Raw genomic sequence first — 15,059 nt, forward strand, 5'->3', positions numbered from 1 at the left:
GCCGGCTGGCGTTCTTGACAGAATTTTAGAGCCCTTGTTATAAAGCGGCTCATTCTGAAATACGTTAGCCGGTACCTGTTTCATTGCGTTGAATACATATTTAGAAATAACTCAATAGAGATATAAGGGGACTTAGAGTGAACAAGTCGGAACTGATCGATGCCATCGCCGCATCCGCTGATATCCCGAAAGCCGTCGCTGGCCGCGCGCTGGACGCCGTCATCGAATCCGTCACCGGTGCCCTGAAGGCCGGCGACTCCGTGGTACTGGTTGGTTTCGGTACCTTCGCCGTGAAAGAGCGCGCCGAGCGCACTGGCCGTAACCCGCAAACCGGCAAGGCGATCAAGATCTCCGCCGCGAAGATCCCGGGCTTCAAGGCTGGTAAAGGCCTGAAAGATTCGGTCAACTGAGTTTCACCCGCCGGGCCGTGAGGCCGGGCCGGGATGCGGCACCCGCCGCGTGGGTAGTTCTAAAAGCTCGCTGTGCGAGTAACGAGAAGGCGCATCCCAGTAGGGTGCGCCTTTTTTTATCCAGATCTGGGCGTTGGCCATGATCGGCCATCGTTTCTGGGGGAAGCATGCTGCAAAAGATCAGGGACAATTCACAAGGGTGGATTGCCAAGACCATCATCACGGTTATCGTGGCATTGATGGCGCTTACCGGCTTCGACGCCATTTTCCGCGCGACCAGCCATAGCCAGGACGCCGCCAAGGTCAACGGTGACGAAATCACCCAGGCCGACCTCAGCCAGGCCGTAGAAATGCAGCGGCGCCAGCTGATGCAACAGCTGGGCAAAGACTTCGACCCCGCGTTGCTCGACGAGCGCATGCTGCGCGAATCCGCCCTCAAGGGCCTGATCGACCGCAAGCTGCTGTTGCAGGGCGCTCAGGACGGCAAGTTCAGCTTCTCCGAAGCCGCGCTGGACCAGGAAATCCTGCAAACGCCGGTATTCCAGGTCGATGGCAAGTTCAACGCCGACCGTTTCGACCAGGTTATCCGCCAGATGGGCTTCAGCCGCCTGCAATTCCGGCAGATGCTCACCGACGAAATGCTCGTCGCCCAAGTGCGCGCGGGCCTGATCGGCACCGGCCTGGTGACCGACGCCGACATCCTCGCCTACGCCCGCCTCGACAAGCAGACCCGCGACTTCGCCAGCGTCAGCTACAAGGCCGACGCCACCGCGCAGAAGGTCAGCGACGATGAGGTGAAGGCCTACTACGACGAGCACGCCAAGGAATTCATGAGCCCCGACCAGGTGCTGATCGACTACGTGGAGCTGAAAAAATCCGCGTTCTTCGACCAGGCCAAGGTCAGCGACGATGACTTGCAAGCCCAGTACCAGAAAGAAATCGCCAACCTGGCCGAGCAGCGCCGTGCCGCGCACATCCTGATCGAAGTCAACGACAAGGTCAGCGATGCCGAAGCCAAGGGCAAGATCGAAGCCATCGCCGCGCGCCTGGCCAAGGGTGAAGATTTCGCGACCGTTGCCAAGCAAGCCTCGCAAGACCCTGGCTCGGCCAACAATGGCGGTGACCTGGGCTATGCCGGCAAGGGCGTGTACGACCCTGCCTTCGAGGACGCGCTGTATGGCCTCAAGCAAGGTGAAGTGTCGCAGCCGGTGCGCAGCCAGTACGGCTGGCACCTGATCAAGCTGCTGGGCGTGCAGGCACCGAAAGTGCCGACCCTGGCCAGCCTGAAAGACAAGATCATCCGCGACCTGAAAAGCCAGCAGGTTGAGCAACTGTACGTGGATGCCGCGAAGAAGCTCGAAGACTCCGCCTTCGAAGCCTCCGACCTGGCCCAGCCGGCCCAGGAGCTGGGCCTGAAGGTGCAGACCTCGCAGCCGTTCGGCCGCGACGGTGGCAGCGAGGGCGTCACCGCCAACCGCCAGGTGATCCAGGCCGCGTTCAGCCCGGAGGTGCTCGACGAGGGCGCCAACAGCAACGCCATCGAGCTGGACCCAGACACCACCGTGGTGGTGCGCGTGAAGGAACACCGCAAGCCCGAGCAACTGAGCCAAGAGGCCGTCAGCGAGCCGATCCGCAAGGAACTGGCGCGCCAGAAGGCCAGCGATGCCGCCAAGGCCAAGGGCGATGCCCTGATCGCCGGGCTGCGTGATGGCAAGGTCGCATTGGCCGCTAGCCAGGACGGCCAGGCCTGGAAGGTCAGCGAAGCAGTCACCCGCAGCCAGGAGGGGATTGACCCGAAAGTGCTGCAGCAGGTGTTCCGCATGCCTAAGCCTGAGGGCGGCAAGCCGACCTTCGCCGGCGTGACCCTGCAAGACGGCAGCTACGTGGTGGTGCGCCTCAATGGCGTGAACGAAGGCCCAGCGCCGAGCGAAGAGGAAAAGGGCCAGTACCGCCAGTTCCTGTCGTCGCGCAATGGCCAGCAAGACTTCGCCAGCTACCGCAAGTGGCTGGAGAGCAAGGCGAAGATCGAGCGTTACTGATCTGAGCTGAACAAAAAAGCCCGCGAAAGCGGGCTTTTTTGTGGGCGGCGCTCAACCCTTGCCCGTCACGAATGCCGCTTCCAACAACTGCTGGGTATACGGATGCTGCGGCGCCGCGAACACCTGCTCGGCCGGCCCTTGTTCAACCACCTTGCCTTGCTTGATCACCATCAGTTGGTGGCTCATGGCCTTGACCACCGCCAGGTCGTGGCTGATGAACAGGTAGGTCAGGTTGTGCCGGGCCTGCAGGGTGCGCAGCAGCTCGACCACCTGGCGCTGCACGGTGCGGTCCAGCGCCGAGGTGGGCTCGTCGAGCAGGATCAGCGCTGGCTTGAGCACCAACGCGCGGGCGATGGCCACCCGCTGGCGTTGGCCGCCGGAGAACTCGTGGGGGTAGCGGTGGCGGGTGGTGGGGTCCAGCCCCACCTCCTCGAGCACGCTGACGATGGCCTGCTCCTGTTCTTCAGCGCTGCCGATGCCATGGATGCGCAGCCCTTCGCCGATGATCTGGCCCACGCTCATGCGCGGGCTGAGGCTGCCGAAGGGGTCTTGGAAGACCACCTGCATCTCCCGCCGCAGCGGCCGCACCTGTTGCCGCGACAACCCTTGCAACGGCTGGCCGTGGAAAACGATGCCGCCCTCGCTGTGGATCAGGCGCAGGATCGCCAAGCCCAGCGTCGACTTGCCCGAGCCGCTTTCACCGACGATGCCCAGGGTTTGCCCGCGTGGCAGGCTGAAACCCACGCCATCGACGGCCTTGATATGGTCGACCGCACGGCGCAGCACGCCCTTGCGGATCGGGAACCAGACTTTCAGGCCCTCTACCTCGAGCATCGGTGCGCCGGCGGCGTTGGCCGCCGGCGCGCCGCTCGGCTCGGCCGCCAGCAGCTCGCGGGTGTAGGGGTGCTGGGGGGCGGCGAACAGCGCCTGGCAGTCGGCCTGCTCGACGATCCGGCCCTTTTGCATCACGCATACCCGGTGGGCGATGCGCCGCACCAGATTGAGGTCATGGCTGATCAACAGCAAGGCCATGCCCAGGCGCGCCTGCAGATCCTTGAGCAGCTCGAGGATCTTCAACTGCACGGTCACGTCCAGCGCGGTGGTGGGTTCGTCGGCGATCAACAACTCGGGTTCGTTGGCCAGGGCCATGGCGATCATCACCCGCTGGCGCTGGCCACCTGAGAGCTCGTGTGGCAGCGCGCGCAGGCGTTTGGCGGGTTCGGGTATGCCCACCAGCTCAAGCAGCTCCAGCGTGCGCTCACGGGCCGCCGCGCCGGTCAGGCCCTTGTGCAGGGCCAGCACCTCGCCAATCTGTTTCTCGATGTTGTGCAGCGGGTTGAGCGAGGTCATCGGCTCTTGGAAGATCATCGCAATGCGGTTGCCGCGCAGGCGCCGCAAGGGTTTTTCAGCCAGGGCGAGCAGGTCGTGCTGGCCATAGCGGATGCTGCCGCTGGGGTGGTGGGCCTGGGGGTAGGGCAGCAGGCGCAGGATGGAATGCGCGGTGACTGACTTGCCCGAGCCGCTTTCGCCCACCAGGGCCAGGGTTTCGCCGCGGCGGATGTCGAAGCTTACGCCGTCTACCGCGCGCTGGCGGTGCTCGCCGGCCACGAACTCCACCGCCAGGTCGCGTATTTCGATCAGGGTGCCGTTCATGTTATTTCCTTGGGTCGAAGGCATCGCGGGCGGCCTCGCCGATAAACACCAACAGGCTCAGCATCAGCGCCAACACGGTAAACGCGGTGATGCCCAGCCAGGGCGCCTGCAGGTTCGATTTCGCCTGGCCAACCAGTTCGCCCAGCGACGGCGCACCAGCCGGCAGGCCAAAGCCGAGGAAGTCGAGCGCGGTGAGGGTGCCGATCGCCCCGGTGAGGATGAACGGCATGAAGGTCAGGGTCGAGACCATGGCGTTGGGCAGGATGTGATGGAACATGATCGGCCCATCGCGCATGCCCAGCGCGCGGGCGGCGCGCACGTATTCCAGGTTGCGCCCACGGAGAAACTCGGCGCGCACCACATCGACCAGGCTCATCCACGAGAACAACAGCATGATGCCCAGCAGCCACCAGAAGTTCGGCTGCACAAAGCTGGCCAGGATGATCAGCAGGTACAGCACCGGCAACCCTGACCACACCTCGAGAAAACGCTGCCCGGCGAGGTCGACCCAGCCGCCGTAGAAGCCCTGCAGGGCGCCGGCGATCACGCCGATGATCGAGCTGGCGAGGGTCAGCGTGAGGGCGAACAGCACGGAAATCCTGAAGCCGTAGATCACCCGGGCGAGCACGTCGCGGCCCTGGTCGTCGGTGCCCAGCCAGTTTTGCGCCGAGGGCGGCGCCGGGGTGGGCACGCGCAGGTCGTAGTTGATGCTCTGGTAGCTGAACGGGATCGGCGCCCACACCACGCGGGCGTTGTGTTGCGCCAGCAGCTCACGCATGTACGGGCTTTTGTAGTTCGGCTCCAGTGGGAATTCACCGCCGAAGGCGGTCTCGGCGTAGCGCTCGAAGGCCGGGAAAAACCACTGGCCGTCGTACTGCACCAGCAGCGGTTTGTCGTTGGCCAGCAGCTCGGCGCCCAGGCTCAGTACGAACAGCACGCTGAAGATCCACAGCGACCACCAGCCGCGCTTGTTCGCCTTGAAACGCTGGTAACGGCGCAGGTTCAGGGGAGATAGGCTCATCAGTGCTTCCTGCTTTCGAAATCGATGCGTGGGTCCACGAGGGTGTAGGTCAGGTCGCCGATCAGCTTCACCACCAGCCCCAGCAGGGTGAAGATGAACAGGGTGCCGAACACCACCGGGTAATCGCGGTTGATCGCCGCTTCGAAGCTCATCAGCCCCAGCCCGTCGAGGGAGAAGATCACCTCCACGAGCAACGAGCCGGTGAAGAAGATACTGATGAACGCCGAGGGGAAGCCCGCCACCACCAGCAGCATGGCGTTACGGAACACATGGCCGTACAGCACCTTGTGCGGGCTCAGGCCCTTGGCCTTGGCGGTGACCACGTACTGCTTGCCGATCTCGTCGAGGAAGCTGTTCTTGGTGAGCAGGGTCATGGTGGCGAAGTTGCCGATCACCAGTGCCGTGACCGGCAGCGCCAGGTGCCAGAAATAGTCGAGCACCTTGCCCGGCAGGCTCAGCTCGGCGAAGTTGTTCGAGGTCAGCCCACGCAGCGGGAACCAGTCCCAGTAGCTACCGCCGGCGAACAGCACGATCAGCAGGATGGCAAAGAGAAACGCCGGCACCGCGTAGCCGACGATGATCGCCGAGCTGGTCCACACGTCGAAGTGGCTGCCGTGGCGGGTGGCCTTGGCGATGCCCAGCGGGATCGACACCAGGTACATGATCAGCGTGCTCCACAGGCCCAGGCTGATCGACACCGGCATTTTCTCGATGATCAGGTCGGTCACCCGGGCGTTGCGGAAGAAGCTCTCGCCAAAGTCGAAGTGGGCGTAGTTTTTGATCATGATCCACAGCCGCTCCGGCGCCGGCTTGTCGAAGCCGTACAGGCGCTCGATTTCGGCGATCAGCGCTGGGTCGAGGCCCTGGGCGCCGCGGTAGCTGGAACCGGCCACGGACACTTCCGCGCCGCCGCCACCGCCAATGCGGCTGGTGGCGCCGTCGAAACCCTCGAGCTTGGCGATGGCCTGCTCCACCGGGCCGCCGGGTGCGGCCTGGATGATGATGAAGTTGATCACCAGGATGCCGAACAGGGTAGGGATGATCAGCAACAGGCGGCGAATGATGTAGGCAAGCATCAGCGGGCCTCCTGGCCGGTGGCGGGCGCCGCGGGCGGCTGCGGCTCACTGGCGCCGGGGCGGGCCCACCAGGTCATCAGGCCGATGTCGTAGGTCGGCGCGGTGGCCGGGTGCTGCAGTTTGTTCCAGTAGGCCACGCGCCAGGTGTCGACCCGCCAGTTCGGCAACAGCACGAAATTCCACAGCAACACCCGGTCCAGCGCGTGGGCATGGGTGATCAGGCTCTGGCGTGAATCGGCGTTGATCAGGCCGTCGACCAGTTGGTCCACGGCGGGGTTTTTCAGGCCCATGATGTTCTGCGTGCCGGGGCGGTCGGCGGCGGCGCTGGTGAAGTAATAGCGCTGTTCGTTGCCCGGCGAGGCCGATTGCGGCAGGGCATCGATGACCATGTCGAAGTCGCTGGCGCGCACCCGGTTCACGTACTGGGAGGCGTCTACCCGGCGCAGCACCAGGTCGATGCCGAGGTCTTTGAGGTTGCGCTTGAACGGCAGCAGGATGCGCTCGTATTCGGGGAAGGCCACCAGGAATTCAATCGTCACCGGCTTGCCGTCGCGGTCGGTCATGCGGTCGTCGACCACCTTCCAGCCAGCCTCCTGCAGCAGTTGGTAGGCACGCCGCTGTTGCTCGCGGATCACCCCGCTGCCGTCGCTGACCGGGTTGCGGTAGGGCTCGGTGAACACCCGCTCGGGGATTTGCCCGCGCAGCGGTTCGAGCAGCTTGAGCTCATCGGCGCTGGGCAGCCCGCTGGAGGCCAGTTCGGAGTTACCAAAATAGCTGTCGGCGCGCACGTAGGCGCCGTTGAACAGTTGGCGGTTGGTCCATTCGAAGTCGAACATCAGCGTCAGCGCTTCTCGCACGCGTACGTCGGCCAGCAGCGGCCGGCGCTGGTTGAAGGCAAAACCCTGGATGCCGGCCGGCGCGCCGTTGTGGATTTCTTCCTTGATCAGCTTGCCGTCGCGCACGGCGGGGGTGTCGTAGGCCGAGGCCCAGTTTTTCGCCACGCGCTCTTCGCGGTAGTCCACCGCGCCGGCCTTAAGGGCTTCCAGGGCAACGCCGCCGTCGCGGTAGACGTCGGCGACGATCGCGTCGAAATTGTACTGGCCGCGGTTCACACCCAGGTCCTTGGCCCAGTAGTTCGGGTCCCGCTCAAGGCGCAGCGAACGCCCGGCCTGCACCGAGGCGACCCGGTACGGGCCGCTGCCCAGCGGGGTGTCGAGGCTGGCGCGGGCGAAGTCCTTGCCGGCCCAGAAGTGCTTGGGCAGCACCGGTAGCTGGCCGATGATCATCGGCAGCTCGCGGTTTTGCCCGGTCTTGAAGTGGAACACCACCTGCAGCGGGTTCTCCACCTCCACGCTTTGCACGTCGGCGTAATAGCCGCGCCAGAACGGCGCGCCGTCTTTCATCAGGGTATTGAAGGTAAAGGCCACGTCTTCGGCGCGCAGCGGGTGGCCGTCCTGGAAGCGTGCCTGCGGGCGCAGGTAGAAGCGCACCCAGGTGTTGTCGGGGGCTTTTTCCGCGCGCTCGGCGACCAGGCCGTATTCGGTCATCGGTTCGTCGAGGCTCTGCACCATCAGGGTGTCGTACACATAGCTCACCTGGGAGGCCGGTACGCCCTTGTCGATCCACGGGTTGAGGCTGTCGAAGCCGCCCACCAGGGCCAGGCGCAGGGTGCCGCCCTTGGGCGCGTCGGGGTTGGTGTAGGCGAAGTGGCTGAAGCCCTCGGGGTACTTGGGCGGTTCGTTGTACAGCGTCAGGGCGTGCTGGCCGGCGGCCAGGGCGAGGCTGGAGCAGGTCGCGAGCCACAGCGTGCAGGCCTGCCGAAGCAGGGCATGCGGCACAATCATGGGGTGTTCTCCGAAGGTTTCAGCCACCAGCTGTTCAACGCCAGCGAATAGGGCGGGGTGGTGACGAAGGCGAACCGGTTGCGGTAGGCCAGGCGGTGATAATCGAGGTACCAATTGGGAATCATGTAGTGCTGCCACAGCAGCACGCGGTCCAGCGCGCGCGCTGCGGCCACCTGCTCATCACGGCTTTGCGCGCCCAGCAGGCGCTCGAGCAGGGTGTCGACCAGCGGGTTCTGGATGCCGGCGTAGTTCTTGCCGCCCTTGACCGCGGCCTGGCTGGAGTGGAAGTACTGCCATTGCTCCAGGCCCGGGCTGAGGGTCTGGTTGAGGGTCATCAGGATCATGTCGAAATCGTATTGGTCCAGGCGCTGCTTGTACTGCGCCCGGTCAACGGTACGCAGGCGGGCATCGACCCCGGCGCGCAACAGGTTTTCGACATAAGGCTGCAGGATCCGCTCCAGGCTCGGGTTGACCAGCAGGATCTCCAGGCGCAATGGGCGGCCCTGGGCATCCACCAGGTGATCGCCGCGGTATTGCCAGCCGGCGCTGGCCAATAGACCGAGCGCGCGGCGCAGGGTTTCCCGCGGCAGGCCATTGCCATCGGTGGCTGGCAGGGTGAAGGGCTGGCTCAGTACCTGGGGCGGCAGGCGCTCGCGCAGTGCCGCCAGCAGCAGCCACTCCTGCCCGGTGGGCAGGCCGCGGGCGGCGAATTCGCTGTTGGGGTAATAGCTGGTCGAGCGGCGGTAGGCATTGCTGAACAGCGCGCGGTTGGTCCATTCGAAGTCGAACAGCAGGCCCAGCGCCTCGCGGGTGCGGGCATCGGCGAGGCTGGCGCGGCGGGTGTTGAAGAACAGGCCTTGGGTCTGGCTGGGGATCTGGTGCGGGATTTGCGCTTTGATCACGTCGCCGCGGCGCACGGCCGGGTAGTCATAGCCGCTGAGCCAGTTCTTCGCCTGGCTTTCGATGTACAGGTCGAATTCGCCGGCCTTGAAGGCCTCGAAGGCGACTTCCTTGTCGCGGTAGAACTCCACCTCGACCCGGTCGAAATTGTACTTGCCACGGTTGGCGGGGAGGTCTTTGCCCCACCAGTCGCGCACCCGCTCGAACACCAGGCGGCGCCCCGGTACCACCTGGGTGATGCGGTAGGGCCCGCTGGTCACCGCGGGCTCGAAGGTGGTGGCTTCGAAGTCCTTGCCCTTCCAGTAGTGTTGCGCCAGCACCGGCATCTCGCCCAGGCGCAGGATCAGCAGCGGGTTGCCGCTGCGCCGCAGCACGAAGCGGACCCGCCGCGGGCCAAGTATGTCGACCCGCTCGACCTCCTGCAGGCTGGTGCGGTACAGCGGGTGGCCATGGTGCAGCAGGGTGCGGTAGGAGAACGCCACATCCGCCGCGGTGACCGGCTGGCCGTCGTTGAAACGTGCCTCCGGGCGCAGGTTGAACACCACCCAGCTGCGGTCGCTGGCGTACTCGACGGAGCCGGCGATCAGCCCGTAGCTGGAGGTTTCTTCGTCGCCGGAGGGGTCGTACGGGCCGGTGCCGATCATCAGCGGCTCACTCAGCTCGCTCACGCCGTACTGCAGGAAGTTGGCGGTGGCGGTGGGGCTGGTGCCCTTGAAGGTATAGGGGTTGAGGGTGTCGAAGGTGCCCAGCGCCATCACCCGCAAGGTGCCGCCCTTGGGCGCGCGCGGGTTGGCCCAGTCGAAGTGGGTAAAGCTGGCCGGGTACTTGAGCGTGCCGAATTGCGCATAGCCATGGCTTTCGACCCGCTCGGCGCGGGCGGCGCCGCAGCAGGCGAGGGCTAGGGCCATGGAGAGGAGCGGCAAACGCATGGGGGCGGCTAAGGTCCGGGCAGTGAAGGTGTGGCCGGTACAGTAGCAGAGTCTCTACCTCGCCGCGATTGGCGAGGGGTTACGCGGTATGGCTCAGCGGTCGAGGTAGACGGTGAGCATCTGCCCGGGCTTGAGCGCCTTGGCCGCCTGCGGGTTCCAGCGCTTGAGGTGCTGGGTTTGCACGTTGAAGCGCTTGGCCACCTGGTACAGCGAGTCGCCCTTGCGCACCTTGTACTGGGTGGCGCGTTGCTTGCTGGCCGCGACCTTGCGGCTGCCGGCGGCCGTGGCGCGTTTGTCGTTCATCACCAGCACCTGGCCAACCTTCAGGTGCTTGCCGCTGAGGCGGTTCCAGCGCTGCAGGTCGCCCACGCTGACGCGGTTGGCCTTGGCGATGGCGCCGAGGTTGTCGCCGCGCTTGACCTTGTAGGTGCTGGTGCGCGCCGGCGTGGCGCTGGCCAGCCGCTCGACCACCGCGCTGGAAGGGCGCAGCGCCACCAGTTGGCGAGGGTCGGCCAGGTTGGCCTTGACCAGTTGCGCCTTGGCCGTGGGCACCAGCAGGTGTTGTGGGCGGTCGAGGGTTTCGCGGCGCTTGAAGGCCGGGTTGAGCTGGTAGAGTTCGTCTTCGTCGATGTCGGCCATCGCCGCCAGGCGCGACAGGTCAAGGCGTTGGTCGACGTCTACCACCTGGAAATACGGCTGGTTGGCGATCGGCTCCAGGTCGATGCCATAGGCGGTGGGTGAAGACACCACCTCGGACAGCGCCAGCAGCTTGGGCACGTAGTCCATGGTTTCCTGGGGCAGCGAGAGGTTCCAGTAGTCGGTGGGCAGGCCCAGCCGCTGGTTGCGCTCGATGGCCCGGCCCACGGTACCCTCGCCGGCGTTGTAGGCGGCCAGCGCCAGCAGCCAGTCGCCGCCGAACATGTCGTGCAGCTTGCTCAGGTAGTCGAGTGCCGCGGTGGTCGACGCGGTCACGTCGCGGCGGCCATCGTAGAGGTTGGTTTGCCGCAGGTTGTAGTAGCGCCCGGTGGACGGGATGAACTGCCACAGCCCCACCGCCTGGGCGCGGGACAGCGCCATGGGGTTGTAGGCGCTTTCGATCACCGGCAGCAACGCCAGCTCGAGCGGCATGTTGCGCTCTTCGAGGCGTTCGACGATGTAATGCATGTAGAGGCTGCCGCGGTCGGCGGCGGTGCTCAGGAACGACGGGTTGCCGACGAACCACAGGCGCTGCTGCTCGACCCGCGGGTTGACGTCTACGCCCTCTTGCAACTGGAAGCCCTGGCGCATGCGGTCCCAGACGTCATGGGGCGGCTGCTCGGTCTTGGCATCCAGGAACACCGGCCGCGGCTGGGCCCGCTTGGCCAGTTTCGGCACCGTGGGGGCCGGCTCCTCGGGCAGCTGCGCGGTGCTCTGGCAGCCGACCAGCGTGAGCGAGCAGGCCACCGCCACTGCCTGTGCCAGCCGGGTCAATGCAGTCGAAAGTGGAGTGGTGCAAGTGGTTGACGACATTGGCGGGGTGCAAGTTCCAGGCTGAAAGGTCGGGGGATTCTAGAGAAGTGCCTCTTTTTGGGTCAACCTTTGAGAACCTGCGGGAGCAACAAAGCCCTGTTTAGAACTTATCCTTCCAAGCCCGCAGTGCCGCGAACACCTCCGTATCGCTAGCGCAGGGGCGGCCCTGCCACTCGTCGGCCTTTTGTTTAACAGATGTTTCAGCGGTGCGCAGAAAGGGGTTGGTGGCGTGTTCCAGCGCCAGGCTGGTCGGCAGGCTGCAGCCATCGCGCTCGCGCAGCGCGCGCACCTGTTCGAAGCGCTCGGCCACGGCCGGGTTGTTCGGCTCAACCGCCAGGGCGAAGCGCAGGTTGCTCAGGGTGTACTCGTGGGCGCAGTACACCGCGGTGTTGGCCGGCAGCGCCGCCAGGCGCGCCAACGAAGCGTGCATCTGCGCCGGGGTGCCCTCGAACAGCCGGCCGCAGCCGGCGGCGAACAGCGTGTCGCCACTGAACAGCAGCGGCGCCGGCGCCGGCTGGTAGAAGGCAACGTGGCCGAGGGTATGGCCCGGCACCTCGATCACCTCGAAGTGCCGCCCCAGCACGTCGACCTGGTCGCCCTCGCGCAGGGCCACGTCGCGCCCCGGGATCGCCTCGCCGGCCGGGCCGTGCACGCGCGCGTTGCTCTGGGCCTTGAGCGCCAGCACGCCGCCGACGTGGTCGTTATGGTGGTGGGTGATGAGGATGTCGGTCAGCCGCGCCTCGGGGTGTTCGGCCAGCCATGCCAGCACGGGGCTGGCATCGCCCGGGTCGACCACGGCGCAGGTGCCCTGTGCGGTATCCTGTAACAGCCAGATGTAGTTATCGTTGAACGCCCGCAGCGTATGTACCTGTATCATGGCGGTATCCATCGAACATGAGTGTGGCGCTCATCTTAAGCCCAGCCGCGTGCATCCGGGAGAACACAATGACCGAAGACGCCTTTGCGCAAGCCGATTCGCAGTGGCTGGCCCTGATCGCCGAGGCCCGAGAGTGGTTTGCCGGCCCCCTCGGGCAACTGTTGCTGCGCGAGGAGCACCAGGCCCTGACCGAAGAACTGCGCAAGTTCTTCGGCGGCTACCTGGTGCATTACGGCCCTCAGGCCGACGCTCCGCCGGTGGCCGAGCAGGTGCAGCACCACGTGCGCCTCGGCGCGCCGCTGCCGGGCGTGCAAATCGTCTGCGAAGAACAAGCCTGGCCACTGGGCGAACACGCCGCGGACCTGGTGGTGCTCCAGCATGGCCTCGACTTCAGCCTCTCGCCCCATGGCCTGTTGCGGGAGGCGGCCCAGGCGGTGCGCCCCGGCGGGCACCTGGTGGTGGTCGGGCTGAACCCCTGGAGCAGTTGGGGTGTGCGCCATGCCTTCGGCCAGGGCGCGCTGCGCAAGGCGCGCTGTTTCTCCGCCTCGCGGGTGACCGATTGGCTCAACCTGCTGGGCTTCGCGCTGGAGAAAAAACGCTTCGGCTGCTATCGTCCGCCGCTCGCTTCGCCGGTCTGGCAGGCGCGCCTGGCCGGCTGGGAACGGGTGGCGGGCGGCTGGCAAAGTGCTGGCGGCGGCTTTTACATCCTGGTCGCGCGCAAGCTGGTGGTGGGCCTGCGGCCCCTGCGCCCGCCGCGCCGTGAACCGATGGGCAAGCTGCTGCCGCTGCCGCTGGCCAAGGTCAACAGGGCCAACCGGCGCGACAGCGAGCACTGACTTTCTACTGGAAACACGCGATGAGCGACCTGATCGAGATCTACACCGATGGCGCCTGCAAGGGCAACCCAGGACCGGGTGGCTGGGGCGCACTGCTGGTTTATAAAGGTGTGGAAAAGGAACTGTGGGGGGGCGAAACCTCCACCACCAACAACCGCATGGAGCTGACCGCCGCCATCCGCGCCCTCGAAGCGCTCAAGCGCGAATGCGCCGTTACCCTCGTGACGGACTCCGAATACGTGATGAAGGGCATCCGCGAATGGATGCCCAACTGGAAAAAACGCAACTGGCACACCGCGGCCAAACAACCGGTGAAAAACGCCGACCTGTGGAAGCTGCTCGACGAGCAGGTCAACCGCCACCAGGTCACCTGGCAGTGGGTGCGCGGGCACAACGGCCACCACGGCAACGAGCGCGCCGACGCCCTGGCCAACCGTGGGGTGGACGAAATCCGCGGCGCCCGTTAGTGCTTGTGCTCGCGCTCGTACACCTCGAAGGTATCCCGCGCAATCAAACGGCCCAGCGCAATCAGCTCCGGGGCCCGGTAAAACTCGAAAAACCGGCACACCCGCTTGGGCACGTTGATCAGTACATCCGGCGGGTAGCCGGCGATCTTGTACTGGGCCAATGAGGTTTGCATCACCTCGAAGCTCTGGTTGATCAAATCCAGCAGCGACGCCGGCCCCACGTTATCGATGATCACCGAGTCGCTGGCCGAGGCCGGCGCGCCGTCGTCTTCCGGGGCGTTCGGTGGGCCTTGCAGGGTCAGCGCCGGGGCTTCGCCGTCCCAACTGGCGGGCAGGGTGATCGCGTCGTGCTCCATGGCCAGCAAGGCCTCGGCCGGGCGCCGGCGTAGCGGCAGGCGTGAGCCGATCTGCCCCACCAGCTTGTCGAAGCGCCCCTTGAACGCGGGTGGGCGTTCCACCACCGGCAGGCTGTACTGCTTGTGGTTGGTGGCATTGAGGTTCACCGCCACGATCAGGTCACAGTGGCTCGACACCACCGGCACGATCGGCAAGGGGTTGAGCAGGCCGCCATCGACCAGCACCCGGTGGCCCTGCTGCACCGGGGTGAACAGGCTCGGGATCGCCGCCGAGGCGCGCATCGCCTGGTGCAGGCAGCCTTCCTGGAACCAGATTTCCTGCTGGTTGGTGAGGTCGGTGGCCACCGCGGTGTAGGGGATGGGCAAGTCTTCGATGTTGATCTCGCCAACGATGCGGCGGATCTGCCCGAACACTTTCTCGCCGCGGATCGCCCCGAGGCGGAAGCTGACGTCGAGCAGGCGCAGCACATCGAGGTAGTCGAGTTGTTCGATCCAGTGGCGGTATTCGCCGAGCTTGCCGGCGGCATACACCCCGCCGATCACCGCGCCCATCGAGCAGCCCGCGATGCAGGCAATCTCGTAGCCACGCCGTTCGATCTCTTCGATCACGCCGATGTGGGCATACCCTCGGGCGCCCCCTGAGCCGAGGACAAGGGCTACGCGTTTGCTCATTGAAATACGCCCTTACATTTGGATTTGCCCACCTTGCCTTATCCGCGCCCGCCGCGGCAATTGGCAACACTCTGGTAGTGGCACTTTTTGCTACGGGCACCGTCTTACGTGCACAATCGCTGTTCCACTTGCTGAGGACTCCTCAAAATGAAAGCCTGGTTCTGCCTGCCGTTGATGATCGTAGTTCTGACAGGTTGTTCCGGCCGCACGGCTTACCGCGAAACCTGCGGTACCCAGCTGGATGCGGCCTGGCACGAACTGGACCTGGCCAAAGCCGAAGGCTTTGCGGGCACCGTGAGCTACTCCAAGGCGCTGTCGCTGCTGACCGCCGCGAAAACCCAGCAGCAGTTCGAGAAGTACGATGGGTGTTCGGAGAAGGCCGAGAAAGCGCGCTTCTACATTCGCGAATCCCGCGCCGGACGTTGATGTAACCCGTACGCCCCGGCCCGCCCGGGGCGTGCCGCCCACTG

12 protein-coding genes and 2 pseudogenes are annotated in these 15,059 nt (G+C 65.4%); 5 read left to right on the forward strand and 9 right to left on the reverse strand.

Going from position 1 to position 15,059, the window contains the following annotated elements; genetic code table 11:
- Positions 1–137: 137 nt before the first annotated feature.
- Both ACFZCE_RS14125 and ACFZCE_RS14130 read left to right on the forward strand, forming a co-directional pair.
- Positions 138–410, forward strand: a complete 273-nt coding sequence (locus tag ACFZCE_RS14125) for an HU family DNA-binding protein (protein ID WP_390939916.1) — start codon at positions 138–140, stop codon at positions 408–410.
- Between the two features lie 167 nt (positions 411–577).
- Entirely contained in the window at positions 578–2,449 is a 1,872-nt protein-coding gene (locus ACFZCE_RS14130; protein ID WP_390939919.1) for a SurA N-terminal domain-containing protein, read from the forward strand.
- 51 nt (positions 2,450–2,500) lie between these two features.
- Here ACFZCE_RS14130 and ACFZCE_RS14135 read toward each other — a convergent pair whose 3' ends face one another.
- The 7 genes from ACFZCE_RS14135 to gloB form a co-directional block, all read right to left on the reverse strand.
- Positions 2,501–4,102, reverse strand: a complete 1,602-nt coding sequence (locus ACFZCE_RS14135; RefSeq protein ID WP_390939921.1) for a dipeptide ABC transporter ATP-binding protein — start codon at positions 4,100–4,102, stop codon at positions 2,501–2,503.
- A gap of 1 nt (position 4,103) precedes the next feature.
- Positions 4,104–5,123 carry a microcin C ABC transporter permease gene (locus ACFZCE_RS14140; protein WP_390939923.1) on the reverse strand — a complete coding sequence of 340 codons (1,020 nt, stop codon included), beginning with the start codon at positions 5,121–5,123 and terminating at the stop codon, positions 4,104–4,106.
- Positions 5,123–6,199, reverse strand: coding sequence for a microcin C ABC transporter permease YejB (locus ACFZCE_RS14145; RefSeq protein WP_390939925.1), 1,077 nt, complete (start codon positions 6,197–6,199; stop codon positions 5,123–5,125). Before ACFZCE_RS14145 ends, ACFZCE_RS14140 begins: the two co-directional genes overlap by 1 nt.
- The gene (locus ACFZCE_RS14150; protein ID WP_390939927.1) at positions 6,199–8,043 is read right to left on the reverse strand and encodes an ABC transporter substrate-binding protein; all 1,845 of its coding nucleotides are present in this window, start codon (positions 8,041–8,043) and stop codon (positions 6,199–6,201) included. Before ACFZCE_RS14150 ends, ACFZCE_RS14145 begins: the two co-directional genes overlap by 1 nt.
- Positions 8,040–9,851, reverse strand: coding sequence for an ABC transporter substrate-binding protein (locus tag ACFZCE_RS14155; protein WP_390939989.1), 1,812 nt, complete (start codon positions 9,849–9,851; stop codon positions 8,040–8,042). The genes ACFZCE_RS14150 and ACFZCE_RS14155 overlap by 4 nt, the downstream gene beginning before the upstream one ends.
- A gap of 114 nt (positions 9,852–9,965) precedes the next feature.
- Positions 9,966–11,381, reverse strand: coding sequence for a transglycosylase SLT domain-containing protein (locus ACFZCE_RS14160; RefSeq protein WP_390939929.1), 1,416 nt, complete (start codon positions 11,379–11,381; stop codon positions 9,966–9,968).
- Between the two features lie 100 nt (positions 11,382–11,481).
- Positions 11,482–12,258: a hydroxyacylglutathione hydrolase gene (gene gloB, locus ACFZCE_RS14165; RefSeq protein ID WP_390939930.1), complete on the reverse strand. Its 777-nt coding sequence runs from the start codon at positions 12,256–12,258 to the stop codon at positions 11,482–11,484.
- A 68-nt stretch (positions 12,259–12,326) separates the two neighbouring features.
- Between gloB and ACFZCE_RS14170 the strand changes: the two genes are divergently transcribed.
- Positions 12,327–13,094, forward strand: coding sequence for a methyltransferase domain-containing protein (locus ACFZCE_RS14170; protein WP_390939932.1), 768 nt, complete (start codon positions 12,327–12,329; stop codon positions 13,092–13,094).
- A gap of 20 nt (positions 13,095–13,114) precedes the next feature.
- Positions 13,115–13,561 carry a ribonuclease HI gene (gene rnhA, locus ACFZCE_RS14175; RefSeq protein ID WP_390939934.1) on the forward strand — a complete coding sequence of 149 codons (447 nt, stop codon included), beginning with the start codon at positions 13,115–13,117 and terminating at the stop codon, positions 13,559–13,561.
- On the opposite strand, the pseudogene ACFZCE_RS14180 reads toward rnhA, so the two are convergent.
- Together ACFZCE_RS14180 and ACFZCE_RS14185 are read right to left on the reverse strand one after the other, a co-directional pair.
- Positions 13,558–13,848: pseudogene (locus ACFZCE_RS14180) on the reverse strand (alpha/beta hydrolase); the annotation flags it as partial. The gene rnhA and the pseudogene ACFZCE_RS14180 overlap by 4 nt on opposite strands.
- Positions 13,849–13,919: 71 nt before the next feature.
- A pseudogene (locus ACFZCE_RS14185) lies at positions 13,920–14,589 on the reverse strand (patatin-like phospholipase family protein); the annotation flags it as partial.
- A 147-nt stretch (positions 14,590–14,736) separates the two neighbouring features.
- Between ACFZCE_RS14185 and ACFZCE_RS14190 the strand changes: the two are divergent.
- Positions 14,737–15,015: a hypothetical protein gene (locus ACFZCE_RS14190; RefSeq protein ID WP_390939936.1), complete on the forward strand. Its 279-nt coding sequence runs from the start codon at positions 14,737–14,739 to the stop codon at positions 15,013–15,015.
- Positions 15,016–15,059 lie beyond the last annotated feature (44 nt).

This window comes from Pseudomonas sp. NPDC007930, assembly GCF_042958985.1.
GTDB lineage: Bacteria > Pseudomonadota > Gammaproteobacteria > Pseudomonadales > Pseudomonadaceae > Aquipseudomonas.

Coding starts and splice junctions, on each gene's coding strand:
- ACFZCE_RS14130 (WP_390939919.1), top strand. CDS start 578: ATGCTGCAAAAGATCAGGGACAATTCACAAGGGTGGATTGCCAAGACC.
- ACFZCE_RS14135 (WP_390939921.1), bottom strand. CDS start 4,102: ATGAACGGCACCCTGATCGAAATACGCGACCTGGCGGTGGAGTTCGTG.
- ACFZCE_RS14140 (WP_390939923.1), bottom strand. CDS start 5,123: ATGAGCCTATCTCCCCTGAACCTGCGCCGTTACCAGCGTTTCAAGGCG.
- ACFZCE_RS14145 (WP_390939925.1), bottom strand. CDS start 6,199: ATGCTTGCCTACATCATTCGCCGCCTGTTGCTGATCATCCCTACCCTG.
- ACFZCE_RS14150 (WP_390939927.1), bottom strand. CDS start 8,043: ATGATTGTGCCGCATGCCCTGCTTCGGCAGGCCTGCACGCTGTGGCTC.
- ACFZCE_RS14155 (WP_390939989.1), bottom strand. CDS start 9,851: ATGGCCCTAGCCCTCGCCTGCTGCGGCGCCGCCCGCGCCGAGCGGGTC.
- ACFZCE_RS14160 (WP_390939929.1), bottom strand. CDS start 11,381: ATGTCGTCAACCACTTGCACCACTCCACTTTCGACTGCATTGACCCGG.
- gloB (WP_390939930.1), bottom strand. CDS start 12,258: ATGATACAGGTACATACGCTGCGGGCGTTCAACGATAACTACATCTGG.
- ACFZCE_RS14170 (WP_390939932.1), top strand. CDS start 12,327: ATGACCGAAGACGCCTTTGCGCAAGCCGATTCGCAGTGGCTGGCCCTG.
- rnhA (WP_390939934.1), top strand. CDS start 13,115: ATGAGCGACCTGATCGAGATCTACACCGATGGCGCCTGCAAGGGCAAC.
- ACFZCE_RS14190 (WP_390939936.1), top strand. CDS start 14,737: ATGAAAGCCTGGTTCTGCCTGCCGTTGATGATCGTAGTTCTGACAGGT.